This window comes from Brenneria sp. hezel4-2-4, from assembly GCF_013155275.1.
Lineage (GTDB): Bacteria > Pseudomonadota > Gammaproteobacteria > Enterobacterales > Enterobacteriaceae > Brenneria.
Genome location: NZ_JABJXS010000005.1, coordinates 239,979 through 258,716, shown reverse-complemented (window position 1 = coordinate 258,716; position 18,738 = coordinate 239,979). Strand labels below are relative to the sequence as shown.

Below are 18,738 nucleotides of genomic sequence, written 5' to 3'. Positions count from 1 at the left end.
AATAACTGTTTATTCGTAATGAATTTACTGTCAGTCACTCTTCAAGACTTTTTTATATCGTTTGCCGATATTGTCTTGTGAGTGCCCACACAGATTGTCTGATTAAATTGTTAAAGAGCAGTGCCACGGCAACCGTGGCGCGGGCCGCATATGTTATGCAATTCCGCTGTGAAGTCAAGTGATTATTGCCTGACCTCTTACCGTCACCCCAACCGCGTAATCGCCGTTGCCGTGTCAGTGGAGGCGCATTATAGGCACTTCCCCGCGGCTTACAAGCGCTAAATGCAAAAAAGCGACCGAGTGCGTTTTTTTTCGGCAATGCGCGGGAAAAGGCGACACTATGCGCTTTTTTTCAGCGCCATTTTCTCGCGTTCTTCGGCAAAACACGTTATCCAACAGACTTTCGCACCATTAACTCTGGCGTCAGCACCAGAATATTCGGTTCTGTATCGGGGTGTTCCAGACGATGAAGTAACGTATCGACGGCTAATTCGCCAAGTTCGTCTTTCGGCTGATGAATTGTCGTCAGCGGGGGAGACATATAGCGGGCCAGCTCAATATCATCATAGCCAATCACCGCCATATCCCGGGGGATCACCAATCCAGCCTGATACAGCGCATGGTAAACACCAACGGCCATGGCGTCATTACCCGCAAAAACGGCATCCGGCCTATCGTTCAGCGATAACAGCTGCTGCATCGCCCGATAACCTGTTTCAAATTCAAAATCGCCAAAAATCTCATAGTCAGCCGGAATCGCCAATCCTGCGCGTTGCATCGCCTGACGATATCCTTCCAGCCGGTTATAGGCGGTCGCCTTATCTTTTGGACCGGCAATACAGGCGATTTTCCGGTAACCGCGGGAAATAAGGTAATTGGTCGCCATCTCGCCGCCCAGCAGAGAATTATCCTTAATAACGTCAACATGCCCATCAAACGGCGCCCAATCCATCATCACCATCGGTATAGAAGGATAGCGACTGACCATATCAGGCAAAGGACGGTGGTTCTGCGTACACAGCAGCAGTACGCCGTCGACGCGTTTTTGCAGCAATGTTTCCAGACTGCGGCTCATTCGGTCGGGATCGCCTTCGGTGTTGCACAAAATCAGGCTGTAGCCCCGCTCATAGCAACACCGTTCAACGCCACGCACCACTTCGGCATAAAAAGGGTTATTGCTGACGGTCAGTAGCATGCCTATGGTTTGTGTCTGATTTATTTTAAGACTTCTGGCCAGCGCTGAAGGCGCGTAATTCAGTTGTTCAACGGCAGCCATCACTCTGGCGCGGATAATCTCGCTGACAAAGCGGTTATTGTTGATAACGTGAGAAACCGTAGAGGTGGAAACGCCCGCCAAACGGGCGACGTCTTTCATGGTCGTCAAAGTTCACCTCTGGGATTGCAAGAAAGCATCTATCTCTTCACGCCACGGTACGGAAGGCTGAGCGCCCGGGCGGGTGACGGCAATCGCGGCGGCGGCATGAGCGAACTTTACGGCAGACAACATCGACTGATTCTCCAACAGCGCCGTTACCAGTGCGCCGTTGAACGTGTCCCCGGCGGCAATGGTGTCCACAGCCTGAACCCGATAGCCGGGGATACGTTGCCCCTGACCATTTTCACTCAACCAGACGCCCCGGCTGCCTAACGTGATCAACACGGTCGCGATGCCCTTTTGGTGCAATACCCGAGCGGCGCCGGCAGCGTCGTCTTCTGTGTTGACGGCGATCCCCGTCAGGCGCTGGGCTTCCGTTTCATTCGGCGTGATGATATCGATCAACGACAACAATTCATCGGGCAGTTCACAGGCTGGCGCGGGGTTAAGGATAACGCGGGTGTGATTCTCATGCGCCAGCCTGGCTGAAGCAAGAACGGTTTCCAGCGGCGATTCCAACTGCATAAGCAAGGCGTCGGCATCAATTATCTGCTGCTGGTGACGGTTCAGATAGTCAGGCGTAACCGCAGCATTGGCGCCGGCATTAATCGCGATGATATTCTCCGCCTCGCCGTTTACAAAGATTAAGGCCACGCCGGTTGTTTCGTTAGCGACAGCCTCAACCGCCGAAACGTCAATTCTGTCATCGGACAACTGCTGGCGAATCCGCGCCCCGATATCATCATCGCCGACACAAGCAATAAACGAGATATCCGCTCCACTTCGGCCGGCCGCTACCGCCTGATTGGCGCCTTTGCCGCCGAAAGCGATTCGATATTGCTTACCGATCACCGTTTCACCCGGGCGGGGAAACTGCTCCAGATTGAGAATATGGTCAGCATTAATACTGCCCAGCACCACCAGCTTACCCGTTTTCATTATGCTGAATTCCGACATGTTTATTATGCGCCACCGTTGATACGGTGGCGCTCGCCCTGCTTTTCTTTATCTTTTTATTGTTTAGTCACCAGTTTCAGATCAACTGGAATAATGGCCTGTATTTTCTCGCCTTTCAGCGCCTTATCCGCAGTTTCAACGCCGATGACGCCGATCTGATCGGGACGTTGCGCGACCGTTGCCGCCAGTTTGCCTGACTCAACCGCCTTCACGCCATCCTCCGTACCGTCAAATCCCACCACCAGCACATCGTTTTTACCTGCGGTTTGCAGCGCACGCAACGCGCCGAGCGCCATTTCGTCATTCTGAGCAAATACGGCCTGCACATCGGGATGCGCGGTCAACAGGTTCTGCATAACGTTCAACCCTTTGGTTCGATCGAAGTCGGCGGGTTGACTAGCCAGGATCGCGAATTTGTTCTTTTCAGCCGATTTCATAAATCCCGCGCCGCGCTCACGCGCCGCTGACGTTCCGGCGATGCCTTCCAACTGAATGATTTTGGCGCCTTCACCCGCTTGTTTGGCAATAAAATCGCCGGCGACTTTACCGCCAAAGGCGTTGTCAGAAGCCACATGGCTGATAACCTCACCGCTGCTGGCTACGCGATCGAGCGTGATCACCGGAATTTTCGCCTGATTAGCCAGCTTGATAGCGTTACCGACCGCATCGGAGTCGGTCGGGTTAATTAGCAACACTTTCGTGCCGCGAACCGTCAGGTCCTGAACGTTAGCCAGCTCTTTAGCCGGGTTATTCTGAGAATCCAGCACCACCAGGTTATAGCCCAGTTTGTCAGCTTCCTTCTGCGCCCCTTCTTTCATCGACACAAAGAACGGGTTATTCAATGTTGATACCACCAGAGCAATCGTATCTTTTGCTAATGCATTGGCGCTGACAGTCGCGCTCAACGCAACAGCAGAAACCAGAGTAGCCAGTTTTTTCATATTCATAGCTCAATTCCTGTGTGAATAAAGGTTATTTACTGCTTTTGTTATCTACCAAAACCGCCAGCAAAATGACGACTGCTTTGACGATCATCTGGTAGTAAGAAGAAACACCTAACAAATTCAATCCATTGTTAAGGAACCCAAGGATCAGCGCGCCTATCAATGTGCCGACAATACGCCCTTTGCCGCCGGCCAGACTCGTGCCCCCCAGCACCACGGCCGCGATGGCATCAAGCTCATAGCCTGTTCCAGCGGTAGGCTGAGCCGACGATAAACGCGCTACTTCGATGATTCCCGCCAGTGCGGATAACAAGCCGCACAGGGAATAGACGATGATTTTAATTTTATCAACGCTGATGCCGGACAGTCGGGTGGCGGCTTCATTCCCGCCCAGCGCATAGATATAACGGCCTAACCGGGTGTGATGAAGCATGTACCAGGCCGCCGCAAATACGATGGCCATAATCCAGATCGGCGTGGGAATACCCAAGGGACGGCCGATGCCGAACCAGCCAAAGGTGTCCGCTACATCGGAAAAACCGGTGTTGATTGGACTGCCATTGGTATAAACCATGGTCACGCCGCGCAACAATAGCATCATCACCAACGTGGCGATAAACGCCTGAACCCTGCCTTTGGAAACAATAACACCCGTCCCCGCGCCAATAATCGCGCCTAATGCCAATGCCCCGAAAACCGCCAGCAGCGCATTAACCTCAAGACCGACAATCGAGGCGGCAACCGCGCCGGTCAGCGCCAGCAAAGAACCCACGGAAAGATCGATGCCGGAAGTGAGAATGACCAGCGTCATTCCCACCGCCATAATGGCATTCACCGACGTTTGCTGGAGAATATTGAACAGGTTGTTGAGGGTGAAAAAATTCGGACTCATGGCGGAAACAACCGCAATGAGGATCAGCAGGGCGATCAGCGATTTCTGCTCCAATAGCCATTCTTTGCTGAACCAGCGTTTTGCCGTGATAGATTGGGAACTCATGTCTGACTTACTCCTGCTTTACGCCGTATTGCTTACCAACGGCCGCTGCCATCAGCGCTTCCTGGGTGGCTTGTTCAATCGGAAACTCACCGCTCAAACGGCCTTCATGCATCACAATAATGCGATCGCTCATTCCTAAAACTTCGGGCATTTCGGACGACACCAGGATGATGCTCAGCCCTTCTTGTTTGAACTGATTGATTAACTGGTAAATTTCTTTCTTCGCCCCCACGTCGACGCCGCGGGTAGGCTCATCAAGGATCAGTACATTCGGGCGAGTCATTAACCCACGGGCGATCGCCACTTTTTGCTGGTTTCCGCCAGATAATAACCCGACAGGCTGTTCCATTGACGGCGTCTTGATATTAAACAGGCGGATAAAATCGCCGACGGCCAACTGCTCTTCAGGGTGCCTGAGTTGCCCGCCGCGACGGCTGAAGTAACGCAGCGCGGTTAATGACATGTTCTCTTTGACCGACATGCCGAGCACCAGCCCATCACGTTTTCGATCTTCAGAGATATAGACAATGCCGTTCGCCAAACCATCCTGCGGTCTGCGGGTCACCACTTCACGGCCATCCAGCGCCACATAGCCATTGGTGCGCGGCAGGGCGCCGTAAAGGATCTTCATCAACTCGGTACGGCCGGCCCCCATTAACCCCGCCACACCAAGAATTTCCCCTTTGCGAACGATAAAGCTAACGTCGTCGACCCCCGGCCCGGAAAGATTTTTCACCAGCAGACGGACGTCTCCCGGCGTTTGATTCAGTCGCGGATACTGCTCTTCAAGCTTACGGCCCACCATCATTTCAATAAGCCGATCTTCCTGCAACTCGCTGACCGAGCGTTCGCCGATGAACTGGCCGTCACGGAACACGGTGACGTCGTCGCATATTTCAAAAATTTCTTTCAGACGGTGAGAAATGTAAACAATGCCGCGCCCCTGGGCCCGCAGTTCTTTGATCACGCTGAATAGCGACGCGGTTTCCGTGTCCGTCAACGCATCGGTGGGTTCATCCATAATGATGACTTTCGATTCAAAGCTCAGAACTTTGGCAATCTCCACCATCTGCTGATCGCCAATCGACAATTCGCCCACCATGCGGCGACTGTCATAGCGCAGATTCAGGCGCTTCAGCAGTTTGTCGGCCTCCGTGTACATCTTCTTCCAGTCAATGCGGCCAAAGCGATTGGTGAATTCCCGTCCCAGGAAAATATTCTCGGCGATGGTGAGTTGGGGGATAAGGTTAAGTTCCTGATGAATAATGCCAATCCCCGCCTCCTGTGAGGCTTTAGGGCCGTTAAACTCCACTTCTTTTCCCAGGAAATGCACGCTGCCGGAATCTTTGTCGTAGATACCGGTCAGCACTTTCATCATGGTGGATTTACCGGCGCCATTCTCGCCCACCAGCGCCATCACTCTTCCCGGGTAAACATTTAATGCAGCGCCGGAAAGCGCCTTAACGCCGGGGAAAGCCTTATTAATTCCTTGCAGTTGCAGTAAAGGTTGCATTGATGCCTCAGAACGTTACGCCAGCACAAAGGATGACATTGGCATACGGGGAACATTCTCCACTGCGAATGATGGCCCGGCTTTTCCCGCTTTGGGTTTTAAAAACTTCATGGCTGACATAATGCAATTCAATTGAGTTTCCCTGGTGTCGCTCAAGTTGTTTTAATTGATCAAGTAATGCGTCATGGAGTGTTGGATTTTTTTCGACGATCTCTTCCGCCAGAATGGCGGCCTCTACCTGCATCTCACTGATTACCGCATCCACAACCTGCAAAAATCCTGGAACGTTATGCGTTAATGCCAGATCGATTCGGGTCGTGGTGTCAGGAATAGGCAACCCTGCATCACAAATCACTACCTGGTCGGTATGCCCCAAACGTGAAATAACAGCAGAAACCTCAGAGTTCAGTAATACCGCTTTTTTCATCTTTTTATCCCATCAGCGAAACGTTTCGCTGATGGTCATATTAGAAAAAGATAAGTTAGAAAGGCAAAGAGGACGTAACGAAAATGTGATCGTTATCGAAACGTTTCGCTCGCGCGCGGGAAAAAACGGGCGCTTTGGGAAGAGAGCTGTTGATGAACGCTGAAAAGATGGCGCGAAGACAAAAAGTGGATTTGAAAAAACGTATTCGTCTTGTATCCACCCATTAGCTGGATTAATCAATACTGAACAAAAGGGCGGCGAATTATCCGCCCATCGGCTAATAGTATGATGTTACTACTGGATTTTTCTCACCTGTTTGACATCCAACTCGGCCGAACTGAACCCTTTATCCAGTTCCCCTTGCAGTTCAACCTTATCCTGAGGGGTAATGGTCTGCCCGTTCCAGTATTTATCATCGATTTCAACCGTGATGGTGCCGGACTCGTCGCGGAACAGATAGTCTTCGCCCCCGATGCGCTGTTCGATGGTGCCTTGCAGGATAACCCAACTGTCGTCTTTCATCTCTTTGGCTTTCGCAACCGTCGTTACGCTCCCCTGAGGGCCGATAAATCCGCCAGCGGCATTCTGGCTATGAGCGGCAGGCGCTTTAGGATCGACAAACCCGCCGGTTTGTGCGGCGAAAACCGGTGCGGCACACAGTGCGGCGATAGCGAATACAGCAGCTGTTTTTTTCATAGCTTGGTTTCCTTAGTTTCTTTCGATTTGCCGCGCAGCAAAACTGCGCGTGATTTGTTTTACGCGCAAAGTAAAACAAAATGTTCTTAACAGGATCTTAAGGATAGGTCAGATTTCCTTATCTTTAATAAATACTGCGAAGCGCTCCGCGTTTGACGGTTTTCTGGTTGCCAGCGCCGTGCGTTAAACCGTATAACATCGCGATAAGCAACCTGGTGGACGGTATGAGAATATTGCTAATAGAAGATGACCGCTTGATCGGCGATGGCCTGAAAGCCGGGCTGATTAAGCTCGGTTTTAATGTTGACTGGTTTACGCAGGGCAAAGAAGGGTTAGCCGCGTTGGATGCCGCCCCCTACGACGCCGTGGTTCTCGATCTCGGTCTGCCGGAAATGGACGGGCTGGAAATCCTGCGTCACTGGCGTCAAGCGGGACATGACGAACCCGTATTGATCCTTACCGCGCGGGATGCGCTGGAACAACGGGTTGAAGGCTTGCAGCTCGGCGCGGATGACTATCTGTGCAAACCTTTTGCGCTGGCGGAGGTCGCCGCCCGCCTGCAAGCGTTAATCCGCCGCCGGCATGGTCAATTACAGCCGACGCTCACCCACGGCGCCGTATCGCTGGAACCGGGTTCCCGTACCGTTACGTTCAACAATGAGCCACTGATGCTTAAATCCCGTGAGCTGGCGCTGCTGGAGCTGTTTTTGATGAATCCCGCCCGCGTGCTGACGCGTTCTCAGTTGGAAGAAAAGCTCTATAGCTGGGACGATGATGTTTCGAGCAACGCCGTGGAAGTCCACATTCACCACCTGCGTAAAAAACTGGGCAGCAACTTTATCCACACCGTACATGGCGTCGGCTATATATTGGGAGAAGCGCAATGACGCATCTCAGCCTGCGCTTGCGCCTGATTGCCGGCTTTATTCTGCTGACGCTGATTTGCTGGGGAAGCGCCGGTTTCCTGTCGTGGTATCAAACCCGTCATAATATTAATGAATTATTTGATACCCAGCAGATGTTATTCGCCAAGCGGCTCGCCACCATGAACCCGGAGGAGATAAACCCGGCGTCCGCATCATTGCCGCAAACCAAAAGTTGGGTTCGCGACCGCCGGGGCAATCAGGAAGAAGACGCGCTGGCGTTTGCCATTTTCACCCGTAGCGGACAGATGGTGCTGAATGACGGTGAGAACGGTAAAGATTTTATCTTCAACTATTCGCAAAACGGTTTTACCGACGGCAGACTGCGCGACGACAACGACCGGTGGCGCATGGTATGGCTGGCGACGGCGGATAATCGCTATGTCGTCGTGGTCGGTCAGGAATGGGAATACCGCCAGGATATGGTGCTGGATATTGTACAGACCAACCTCATGCCCTGGCTGTTCGCCCTGCCGGCGATGCTGATTTTAATGTTCTGGATGATTTCTCGTGAATTGTCGCCGCTCAAACGTATTACCACGCAGTTGCGCCAACGCCCGCCGGAAGATGATACGCCATTGGATATCCACAATATTCCCCAGGAAGTTCGCCCTTTGGTGAGTGAACTGAACGATCTGTTTGCCCGCATCAGCGACATGCTGGTGCGCGAACGTCGATTTACCGCGGATGCGGCGCATGAGTTGCGCAGTCCGCTGGCGGCGCTGAAGGTACAGACTGAATTGGCGCAGTTGGCGCATGACGACGAGCCAGTGCGCCGCCATGCCCTGAATAATCTGGATGAGGGAATCGATCGCGCCGCCCGGCTGGTGGATCAGTTGTTAACGCTGTCCCGACTGGATTCAGAATCATTCGTCGACGGTCAACAACCCGTTGAGTTGCAGACGCTGCTGCGACAAATGGTTATCGACCATTATCATAAAGCGCAGGCGGCAGGTATTGAACTGATGCTGAATGTACCAAACGATCCCGTTGTCCGGCAGGGACACCCGCTGCTGCTGACGCTGCTGATCCGCAATCTGCTTGATAACGCCATTCGCTACAGCCGTGAAGGCGGAACGGTAACACTGACGCTCACCGAGCGAAACATCCAGATCGCCGACGACGGGCCGGGCATAAGCGACGACGTATTGCCGCGGGTCGGCGAGCGCTTTTTCCGTCCCCCGGGACAGGAAAAATCCGGCAGCGGTTTAGGGCTGTCCATTGTGAACAATATCGCCCGATTGCACGGTATGCAGGTCAATCTCGCCAACCGGCCCGCGGGAGGATTAATAGCATCCGTCAGTTGGTAAGAGCCGGTCTAACCGACCCTTGCGCGTATTAAATCTCCACCTGAATACCGAGTTCAATCAGCCGGTTGGGCGGAATTTCAAACTGATCAGCGGCCCGTAGGGCATTACGGCTGAGCACCATAAACAGCTTGCCGCGGATACGCAGATACCAGGGGCGTTTCCCCATCGTCAGCGATTCATTGGACATAAAAAACGAGGTTTCCAGCATCTGACAGGTTAATCCATCCTGCCAGCAGCGGTGAAACACCTCTTCCACATTGGGCGTTTCACGCCAGCCATAGTTGGCGATCACCCGCCAGAACGTCGGCGAGAGTTGTTCAACCGTCACCCGGCGGGCATTGAGTACGTAAGGCGCATCTTCAGTTCGCATGGTCAACAGCACCACCCGTTCATGCAATATCTTGTTATGTTTCAGGTTGTGCAATAAAGCAAACGGGATAACATGCGTCGCGCGCGACAGGTAAACCGCCGTGCCCGGCACCCTTAGCGGCGGGGATTTCTCCAGCGACGCAATCATCGCATCCAGTGAATTACCATGTTCATGCAAACGGCGTAACAGCCGGAAACGCTCGCTTTTCCAGGTGGTCATAATAATAAACATCACCACGCCCAATGCTAGCGGCAGCCAGCCGCCGGACAAGATTTTCACCACGTTGGCCAGGAACATCGGAACATCAATCAACAGCAGGCCGGTGAGTAATATCCACACCAGATAGCGATGCCAGTGCCAGTTCTTTATCGCCACCGTGCAAAACAGAATACTGGTCAATACCATTGTGCCGGTCACCGCGATGCCGTATGCCGCGGCCAGGTTGCTGGAGTGCTCGAAACTGACGATGACTATCACCACGGCGATATATAACAGCCAGTTAATCGCCGGGATATAGATCTGCCCGGACTCCATATCAGAGGTATGCACAATGCGCATCGGCGGCAGATACCCCAGACGAACGGCCTGCCGCGTCAGGGAAAACACGCCTGAAATCACCGCCTGTGAAGCGATGATCGTCGCCAGCGTCGCCAATAGCAATAGCGGAATCAGCGCCCACTGGGGCGCCAGCAGAAAGAAGGGATTTTTAATCGCTTCCGGGTTTTTCAGCAGCAACGCGCCCTGACCAAAGTAATTCAGCGCCAGCGACGGAAGCACGACGGTAAACCAGGCAAGACGAATAGGAAATTTGCCGAAATGTCCCATATCCGCATACAGCGCTTCCACACCGGTGATAGCCAGAACCACCGCCCCCAGCGCGAAGAAAGACACCATTTTGTATTCGACGAAGAAATGCACCGCCCACATCGGGTTCAGCGCCTGCAACACCTGGGGGTTTTCAATAATGCTACGCGCGCCCAGAGCGCCAAGCGTAAGAAACCAGATCAACATGACCGGCGCAAATAATTTCCCCACGCTGCCGGTACCGCGTTTTTGGATCATAAACAGCAACGTCAGAACAACGATGGACAGGGGAACAATGTAGCTATCCATCGACGGCGTGGCGATCTCCATCCCTTCCATCGCCGACATCACCGATATGGCTGGCGTAATGACGACTTCGCCGTAAAAGAAACTGCCGCCAATCAGCCCCAATATGACCAACACCGAGGTCATCCGGTCAGAGGTATTGCGCCCGGCCAGCGACATAAGCGTAAGTATGCCGCCTTCTCCGGCGTTGTCGGCTCGCATGACATAGGTCAGGTATTTAAACGAGACCACAATAATTAATAACCAAAAGATCAACGAGAGGAAGCCAAATACCGAGTCAGGCGTAACACCAAAACCAAACTGCCCGGACAAACACTCTCTTAGCGTATACAGCGGGCTGGTTCCTATATCCCCGTAAACCACCCCTATCGCTGCCAGCGTAACGGCCGAAAGCGAACGTTTATGCTCTGAACTCATAGAACTTATCTTCTATTATCAATCCGTTAGCGAATCGCCGTTTTCCCCGGCGATTCGCCCAAAAGCGCACAGTATGACAAATCAGGGAAAAAGCCCATTTTTATATCGGATATGAAACATCCTGTAAAAGGTGGTTTATTGATTAACCGCATCAGAAATGCCAATAATCAACTAATAAAAATATGTGATCTGCCGTTTATTTTTACACTAATTATTCTGCTGAAAAGCGTCCTTTTGAAGATACCGCTTCTGCTGCAAATGAAACCATGGGAATGATTGATTAATTATGCTTCAATCCGCCGCGTTGGCTGACAGAATTTCGCGCCTCAGTAATGCGCTTGAACACGGACTGTATGAACGACAACATGCCATCCGCTTGTGTTTGCTGGCGGCATTAAGTGGAGAGAGCGTTTTTCTGCTGGGTCCGCCGGGCATTGCCAAAAGCATGATTGCCCGGCGTCTTAAATTCGCTTTTCGTCAGGCGAAGGCTTTTGAATACCTGATGACGCGCTTTTCCACCCCCGAAGAAGTCTTCGGCCCTTTGTCTATTCAGGCATTAAAGGATGAAGGTCGTTATCAGCGATTAACCGAGGGTTATCTGCCGGAAGCCGAGATTGTCTTTCTGGATGAAATCTGGAAAGCCGGCCCCGCCATTTTAAACACGTTACTGACGGCGATTAACGAACGTCGTTTCCGCAACGGCAATAGCGAGGACGCTATCCCCATGCGTCTTCTGGTCACCGCGTCCAATGAGTTGCCTGAAGCCGACGGCAGTCTGGAAGCGCTGTATGACCGGATGCTCATTCGTCTGTGGCTGGATCGGGTACAGGAAAAACAGAATTTCCGCGCCTTGCTGGCGAATAACGGCAGCGAACGCGACAACCCGGTCAGCCCTTCAGTCAGCGTCAGTGATGAAGAATATCAACAGTGGCAAAAGGATATTGACCACGTCGCGTTGCCGGAAAACGGTTTTGAATTGATCTATCAACTTCGCCAGCGCCTGGACACCCTGGAGCAATCTCCTTATGTGTCCGACCGGCGCTGGAAAAAAGCCCTGCGTTTACTTCAGGCCTGTGCTTTTTTCAGCGGACGGGACAGCATCACCCCGGTGGATATCATTCTGCTGAAAGACTGTCTCTGGTACGACAGAGACACATTAACACTGATAGAACAGCAGCTTGAACAGCTGGTTACGGAGCAGGCCTACCAGCAGCAGAATTTGCTGTTCCGTCTACAACAGGTCAACCTGAAGCGCCAACAATATCAGATACGACAGAGCGAGTCGCAGGCGCTTTGCGTGGAAAAACAGACAACTTTTTTAGGCCGAAAATTCCATTATTCCTTGCCTGAATCGCTAACGGCGGATTCGCTCAACCTGGTATTGCAACGTCCGTTAATCCTTAACGATATTGAAGTCACGCATCTGACTATCGATAAAAACGCGCTGCAAAACTGGCTACAGAAAGGCGGCGAAATTCGGGGAAAACTGAACGGCATCGGTTTTACCCAGCGTCTGGATCTGCTGGTGGACGATCGCCATCACCTGACCATCCGGGACATCAGCCTGCAATCTTCCATTCTTTCTCTGCCTGAAAAACGCGACGGCGCACTACCGGCCGAACTTCTGGATGAATATGAAAAGCTGAAAATTCAGTTAAATGAACAACGGCGATTATTCAGTCAACATCAGCCTTGTCTGTTCGTTCCCACAGAATGGCTGGCAAAAATTGAAGCCAGTCTGCAACGGGTTGCCGAACAGATTCAGCTATCAGAGCAGGATTAAGCGCCGATGCTCACCTTGGAATCGCTGGAAATACTGCTGTCGATAGACGAAAACGAACTACTGGACGATCTGGTGGTAACGCTGCTGGCGACACCACAGTTGGCGACTTTCTTTGAAAAATATCCCAACCTCAAATCAGCGCTGCTCAACGACCTTTCCGACTGGAAGGCCACCTTAAAACAGCGTCTGCGCAATACACCGGCGCCGCCGGAGCTGGAAACGGAATTCTCCTGCTATCAACGCGCTCAGGCGGTGGACAATCAGGCGTTTCAGACTCGCCTGCCACGAATCATGAACATGCTAAGCACAGTTGAATCGCCCTTTCTGACGCAGGCCGATCGGCTGATACACCAGCCGGAATACACGTTAGGGCAAAAAATCAGCAGCGGATTACACGCCCTGTTTCTACAACGCTGGCGGTTGAGCCTGACGCTGCAAACCGTTTCCCTGCACCATCAGGTAATGGAACAGGAGCGCGAGATCCTGCTGGATGAATTACAGCAGCGTCTGACGCTGAGCGGCAAACTGGAGCCGATTCTGGCTGAAAACGAACATGCGGCGGGGCGCTTGTGGGATCTCAGCGCGGGGCAGCGGATTCACACCGACCCAAAAATCCTGCTGGACTTCGGCGCTTTCCTGCAACGACAACCAGCACTGCAACGCCTGGCCGAACGGTTAGGACGCAGCCGCGAAACAAAATCCATCCTCAGTCAGGATGCGCCGAAAGAAACGTTCCGCGTGATGGTTCGCGAACCCGCAACCGTTCCTGAACAAGTCAGCGGGATTCACCAGAGCGACGATATCCTGCGGTTATTACCGGCTGAGCTGGCGGCGATGAGCCTAAGCGAGCTGGAATATGAGTTCTATCGCCGGCTGTTGGAACATCGTCTGCTGACTTATCGCTTGCAAGGGGAAAACTGGCGTGAAAAAACCGCCGAGCGGCCGGTGATCCACCAACAGAATGAGCAGCAGCCGCGCGGGCCATTTATCGTCTGCGTGGATACTTCCGGATCAATGGGCGGATTCAACGAACGCTGCGCCAAGGCTTTCTGTCTGGCGCTATTACGTATCGCCCTGGCGGACAACCGCCGTTGTTACATCATGCTTTTTTCAACCGGCATCGTGAGATATGAACTGACCACCGCTGACGGACTCGAACAGGCCGTACGCTTTCTCAGCCAGGCCTTTCGCGGTGGAACCGATCTGAGCGCCTGTTTATCCGCGTTGCTGGATAAAATGGACGACCAACTTTGGCATGATGCCGATGCCGTGGTCATTTCAGATTTTATTGCCCAACGCCTGCCGGACGACCTGATCGGTAAAGTCAAACAGCGTCAGAAACAGCTACAGCACCGGTTTCATGCCGTAGCGATGTCCGATCATGGCAAACCGGGCATCATGCGTATTTTCGACCATATCTGGCGCTTCGACACCGGGTTAAAAAGCCGCCTGATGCGGCGCTGGCAGCAGGGCTGACGCTTAAAGCAGACCGGGTACGGATTCACGAACCGCCATTGGCCAAACACCGCACTGAACCTGACCGATGTGCGGCAATTGCAACAACAGCATCACCAACCGCGACTGACCAATACCGCCGCCGATGGTTTGCGGCATTTCGCCACTTAGCAGCGACTGGTGCCAGTCCAGTTTCAGCCGCTCTTCATCCTGAGTCAGCGAAAGCTGGCGTTTCAGCGCAACCGCATCCACACGTATTCCCATTGAGGAGATTTCGAAAGCATCATTCAGTATCGGGTTCCACACGACAATATCGCCATTCAATCCGGCCAACCCCTGCTCTCCCGGCGTCGTCCAGTCATCATAATCCGGAGCGCGAACATCATGAGATTGCCCGCTGGATAATTTACCGCCGATACCGATCAAAAACACCGCGCCCAGCTCTTTGGCGATAGCACGTTCGCGCCCTTTGGCATCCAGATCGGGATAGCGCTCCAACAAGGTTTCAGTATGCACAAACTGAATCTGTTCCGGCAGGAAAGGTTTGATGCCAAAAGCCTGATGAACGGCGGCTTCGGTCGCTTTAATCCCCTGATAGATACGCGTCACCGTTGATTTCAGGTAGCCGACATGGCGTTCCCCCTCTCCCATTACGCGTTCCCAGTCCCACTGATCCACATAGACGGAGTGAATCGGGCTAAGGCGATCTTCGTCAGGGCGCAGCGCCTTCATATGGGTATATATCCCTTCACCGCTACTGAAATCGTAGGCGCCCAACGTTTTACGCTTCCATTTCGCCAGCGAATGCACCACTTCAAAGCAAGCGTCCGGCAACGCTTTAACCTTAACCTGCACCGCTTTTTCCGTACCGGAGAGGTTGTCCTGCGTACCATCGCCAATGCGACTGAGGATCGGCGCCTGAACTTCAATCAACCCCAGCAGTTGTTCCAGTTGATCAGAGAAAAAAGATTTAACGAAACTGATCTGTTGTTGTTTTTGGATGTATTGTTTTTTCATTGCCGCTTTCTCATCAATCGCTTTAGTTGCTAATTAAGCAACGAAAGGTACGGGTATTCAATAATCTTATGGATAAATTGCCTTTATGACTTTAATCCATCATTTTATAGCGGTATAAAATGAAAATTCGGTAATTTAAGGGGCTAAAAGTGACAGAAATTTATCAGATTGATAATCTCGATCGCGGCATCCTTACCGCGTTGATGGGAAATGCCCGCACCCCCTACGCCGAACTGGCGAAGCAATTTGCCGTCAGCCCGGGAACCATCCATGTCCGGGTGGAAAAAATGAAACAGGCGGGGATCATCATCGGCACCCGTCTGGACGTGAGTCCGAAACAGCTGGGGTATGACGTTTGCTGCTTTATCGGCATCATTTTGAAAAGCGCCAAAGACTATCCGTCCGCATTGGAAAAACTGAACAACCTGGAAGAGGTGGTGGAAGCGTATTACACCACCGGCCATTACAGCATCTTCATTAAGGTCATGTGCCGCTCGATCGACGCCCTGCAACATGTACTTATCAACAAGATCCAAACGATTGATGAAATTCAGTCCACGGAAACGTTGATCTCGCTGCAAAACCCCATCATGCGGACGATCGCCCCCTAGCGCCTTTTCCTTATACCCCTATTATCCACAGGTAGATCCCAGCCTGATCACAGCGTACAATGTTCCGTCTTATATCAGGTGGGATCGTGTATGGCAGACATTACGCTAATCAGCGGCAGTACCTTGGGCAGCGCGGAATACGTTGCGGAACATTTAGCCGAACTGCTGGAAAAGGAAAACTTCTCCACCGAGATGTTGCACGGCCCCGAACTGGATGAGTTACCGAACAGCGGTTTATGGCTGGTGGTCACATCAACCCACGGCGCCGGCGAACTGCCGGAAAACCTGCAACCGTTGTTCGAACAGCTTGAAGAACGTAAACCCGATCTTTCCCAGGTGCGTTTTGGCGCGATCGGCATTGGCAGTAAAGAGTACGACACCTTTTGCGGTGCGATCCTCACCGCGGATCGTGTATTGAGCCAACTGGGCGCCAAAAGGATCGGCGACATTCTACAGATCGATATCACCGAGCACGAAATTCCGGAAGATCCCGCAGAGGAATGGTTAGGATCCTGGACTTATTTACTCAAATAAGACGAAATATTCAGCAGTTGAATGTGGATAAGTAGGCTTTATTACGGTGTAAAAGCGGTAGTTATCCCAATAACAACCGCTGATTGTTTTTTGTCCTGTGCATAACCAGGCATTAAGATCCCAGCTTATACGATGCGGGATCACCGATCATTCACAGCTAATGATCTTCACTAATATCTTGATCCTTAATATGAATAATCACTTATCCACACAAACTGACGATCCTAATAAGAGATCTAATAAAGAGATCTTTAAATAAAAAGATCTTTCTTTAATTAACGACGATCCAACGCGCTTGGTCGTTTGCGTAAAGTTGAGTAGAATCCTCCACCCCAGGGCAAGTAACGATCGTTGGCAATTATTCATTCGCAACCATGCGAGGAGCAGTACCATGTTTTATCCAGATCCTTTTGACGTCATCGTGATCGGCGGCGGTCATGCCGGCACGGAAGCCGCGATGGCTTCAGCGCGGATGGGACGACAAACCCTTTTGCTGACGCACAATATCGATACGTTGGGACAAATGTCCTGTAACCCGGCGATCGGCGGTATTGGAAAAGGCCATCTGGTTAAAGAGATCGATGCCATGGGGGGACTGATGGCTCGCGCCGTCGATCAGGCAGGCATTCAGTTTAGGATACTAAACATCAGTAAAGGTCCTGCGGTGCGGGCAACCCGGGCACAGGCGGATCGCGTGCTTTATCGGCAGGCGGTGCGCACCGCGCTGGAAAACCAACCCAACCTGACGATCTTCCAACAGGCGGTCGACGATCTTATCGTTGAAAACGATCGCGTGGTCGGCGCCGTTACCCAGATGGGGCTAAAATTCCGCGCTAAAGCGGTGGTGTTGACCGTTGGTACTTTCCTTGACGGAAAAATTCACATCGGCCTGGATAATTATAGCGGCGGACGTGCTGGCGATCCCCCTTCGATTCCTCTGGCGCGGCGTCTGCGTGAGTTGCCGCTGCGCGTTAATCGCCTTAAAACCGGTACGCCGCCGCGTATCGATGCCAGAACCATTGATTTCAGCGTATTGGCTCAGCAGCATGGCGATAATCCCATGCCGGTATTTTCATTCCTGGGACAAGCCAGCCAGCATCCGGCGCAAATGCCGTGCTACATCACTCATACCAACGAAAAAACCCATGAGGTGATCCGCAATAATCTGGATCGCAGCCCGATGTATGCCGGGATCATCGAAGGGATCGGACCGCGTTATTGCCCTTCCATTGAAGATAAAGTGATGCGCTTTGCCGATCGCAATTCGCACCAGATCTTTCTGGAGCCGGAAGGGTTAACCAGCAACGAAATCTACCCCAACGGCATTTCAACCAGCCTGCCGTTTGACGTGCAGTGGCAGATCGTCCGTTCGATGACCGGGATGGAAAACGCCCGTATTGTTCGACCGGGCTATGCCATCGAGTACGATTTCTTCGATCCGCGGGATCTGAAAACCACGCTGGAAAACAAATTCATCCACGGTCTGTTCTTTGCCGGCCAGATTAACGGCACCACCGGTTATGAAGAAGCCGCCGCGCAGGGGATGCTCGCCGGCTTAAACGCGGCCCGTCTGGCCTTCGATCAGGAAGGTTGGGCGCCGCGCCGCGATCAGGCCTATTTGGGCGTATTGGTTGACGATCTCTGTACGTTGGGCACCAAAGAACCCTACCGGATGTTCACTTCACGGGCGGAATATCGCCTGATGCTGCGGGAAGACAACGCCGATCTACGCCTGACGGAAATCGGCCGTGAACTGGGGATGGTCGATGATTATCGCTGGGCTTGTTTTAACGAGAAGCTGGAAAGCATAGAAAAAGAGCGTCAGCGTTTACGCGATATCCGGGTTCACCCGCAGTCGGAGCAGTTGGAACAGGTCAATGCCTTGTTGAAAACGCCGCTTTCCCGCGAATCGAACGGCGAGGAACTGCTGCGCCGTCCTGAAGTGGATTACGCTCTGCTGACCGCCCTGCCGTTATTTGCGCCGGCGTTGACGAACCAACAAGCCGCGGAGCAGGTTGAAATTCAGGTTAAATACGAAGGTTATATCGCCCGTCAGCAGGACGAAATCGAGAAGCAGCTGCGCAACGAGAATACGCTTTTGCCAGCCGATCTGGATTACCGCCAGGTTAACGGTTTGTCCAATGAGGTGATCGCCAAACTGAACGATCATAAACCGGGTTCAATCGGTCAGGCTTCGCGTATTTCCGGTATTACGCCCGCGGCGATCTCCATTTTGCTGGTCTGGTTGAAAAAGCAGGGCCTGCTGCGCCGCAGCGCCTGAATCAACGTGAATAACTCC

General features: G+C 52.5%; 16 protein-coding genes. 7 read left to right on the top strand and 9 right to left on the bottom strand.

Annotated elements, in window-relative coordinates:
* Positions 1-388: 388 nt before the first annotated feature.
* The 7 genes from rbsR to HOY33_RS13080 form a co-directional block, all read right to left on the bottom strand.
* The gene (rbsR, locus tag HOY33_RS13110; RefSeq protein WP_172290652.1) at positions 389-1,384 is read right to left on the bottom strand and encodes a ribose operon transcriptional repressor RbsR; all 996 of its coding nucleotides are present in this window, start codon (positions 1,382-1,384) and stop codon (positions 389-391) included.
* 3 nt (positions 1,385-1,387) lie between these two features.
* Entirely contained in the window at positions 1,388-2,314 is a 927-nt protein-coding gene (gene rbsK / locus HOY33_RS13105; RefSeq protein ID WP_172290651.1) for a ribokinase, read from the bottom strand.
* A gap of 74 nt (positions 2,315-2,388) precedes the next feature.
* Complete coding sequence (gene rbsB / locus HOY33_RS13100; protein ID WP_172290650.1) at positions 2,389-3,279, bottom strand: ribose ABC transporter substrate-binding protein RbsB; 891 nt, start codon at positions 3,277-3,279, stop codon at positions 2,389-2,391.
* A gap of 25 nt (positions 3,280-3,304) precedes the next feature.
* Complete coding sequence (gene rbsC / locus HOY33_RS13095; protein ID WP_172290649.1) at positions 3,305-4,273, bottom strand: ribose ABC transporter permease; 969 nt, start codon at positions 4,271-4,273, stop codon at positions 3,305-3,307.
* A gap of 7 nt (positions 4,274-4,280) precedes the next feature.
* The gene (rbsA, locus tag HOY33_RS13090; protein ID WP_172290648.1) at positions 4,281-5,786 is read right to left on the bottom strand and encodes a ribose ABC transporter ATP-binding protein RbsA; all 1,506 of its coding nucleotides are present in this window, start codon (positions 5,784-5,786) and stop codon (positions 4,281-4,283) included.
* 7 nt (positions 5,787-5,793) lie between these two features.
* Entirely contained in the window at positions 5,794-6,213 is a 420-nt protein-coding gene (rbsD, locus tag HOY33_RS13085; RefSeq protein ID WP_172290647.1) for a D-ribose pyranase, read from the bottom strand.
* A 294-nt stretch (positions 6,214-6,507) separates the two neighbouring features.
* Positions 6,508-6,909, bottom strand: a complete 402-nt coding sequence (locus HOY33_RS13080) for a YgiW/YdeI family stress tolerance OB fold protein (RefSeq protein WP_172290646.1) — start codon at positions 6,907-6,909, stop codon at positions 6,508-6,510.
* 224 nt (positions 6,910-7,133) lie between these two features.
* Here HOY33_RS13080 and qseB point away from each other — a divergent pair, with 224 nt between their 5' ends.
* Positions 7,134-7,796: a quorum sensing response regulator transcription factor QseB gene (qseB, locus tag HOY33_RS13075; RefSeq protein ID WP_172290645.1), complete on the top strand. Its 663-nt coding sequence runs from the start codon at positions 7,134-7,136 to the stop codon at positions 7,794-7,796.
* Entirely contained in the window at positions 7,793-9,142 is a 1,350-nt protein-coding gene (gene qseC, locus HOY33_RS13070) for a quorum sensing histidine kinase QseC (RefSeq protein ID WP_172290644.1), read from the top strand. The genes qseB and qseC overlap by 4 nt, the downstream gene beginning before the upstream one ends.
* 28 nt (positions 9,143-9,170) lie before the next feature.
* On the opposite strand, the gene kup is transcribed toward qseC, so the two are convergent.
* Positions 9,171-11,039 carry a low affinity potassium transporter Kup gene (gene kup, locus HOY33_RS13065; RefSeq protein WP_172290643.1) on the bottom strand — a complete coding sequence of 623 codons (1,869 nt, stop codon included), beginning with the start codon at positions 11,037-11,039 and terminating at the stop codon, positions 9,171-9,173.
* 286 nt (positions 11,040-11,325) lie between these two features.
* Between kup and ravA the strand changes: the two genes are divergently transcribed.
* Positions 11,326-12,822 carry an ATPase RavA gene (gene ravA, locus HOY33_RS13060; protein WP_172290642.1) on the top strand — a complete coding sequence of 499 codons (1,497 nt, stop codon included), beginning with the start codon at positions 11,326-11,328 and terminating at the stop codon, positions 12,820-12,822.
* 6 nt (positions 12,823-12,828) lie between these two features.
* Positions 12,829-14,298, top strand: coding sequence for an ATPase RavA stimulator ViaA (viaA, locus tag HOY33_RS13055; protein WP_172290641.1), 1,470 nt, complete (start codon positions 12,829-12,831; stop codon positions 14,296-14,298).
* A 3-nt stretch (positions 14,299-14,301) separates the two neighbouring features.
* Here viaA and asnA read toward each other — a convergent pair whose 3' ends face one another.
* Positions 14,302-15,294: an aspartate--ammonia ligase gene (gene asnA, locus HOY33_RS13050; RefSeq protein WP_172290640.1), complete on the bottom strand. Its 993-nt coding sequence runs from the start codon at positions 15,292-15,294 to the stop codon at positions 14,302-14,304.
* Between the two features lie 149 nt (positions 15,295-15,443).
* On the opposite strand from asnA, the gene asnC reads away from it, so the two are divergent.
* The 3 genes from asnC to mnmG all read left to right on the top strand — a co-directional run bounded on the left by asnC (position 15,444) and on the right by mnmG (position 18,720).
* Positions 15,444-15,905, top strand: coding sequence for a transcriptional regulator AsnC (asnC, locus tag HOY33_RS13045; protein ID WP_172290639.1), 462 nt, complete (start codon positions 15,444-15,446; stop codon positions 15,903-15,905).
* Positions 15,906-15,995: 90 nt separating this feature from the next.
* Positions 15,996-16,439, top strand: a complete 444-nt coding sequence (mioC, locus tag HOY33_RS13040) for an FMN-binding protein MioC (RefSeq protein WP_172290638.1) — start codon at positions 15,996-15,998, stop codon at positions 16,437-16,439.
* Positions 16,440-16,830: 391 nt separating this feature from the next.
* On the top strand, positions 16,831-18,720 hold the full coding sequence (gene mnmG, locus HOY33_RS13035) for a tRNA uridine-5-carboxymethylaminomethyl(34) synthesis enzyme MnmG (protein ID WP_172290637.1): 1,890 nt from the start codon (positions 16,831-16,833) through the stop codon (positions 18,718-18,720).
* Positions 18,721-18,738 lie beyond the last annotated feature (18 nt).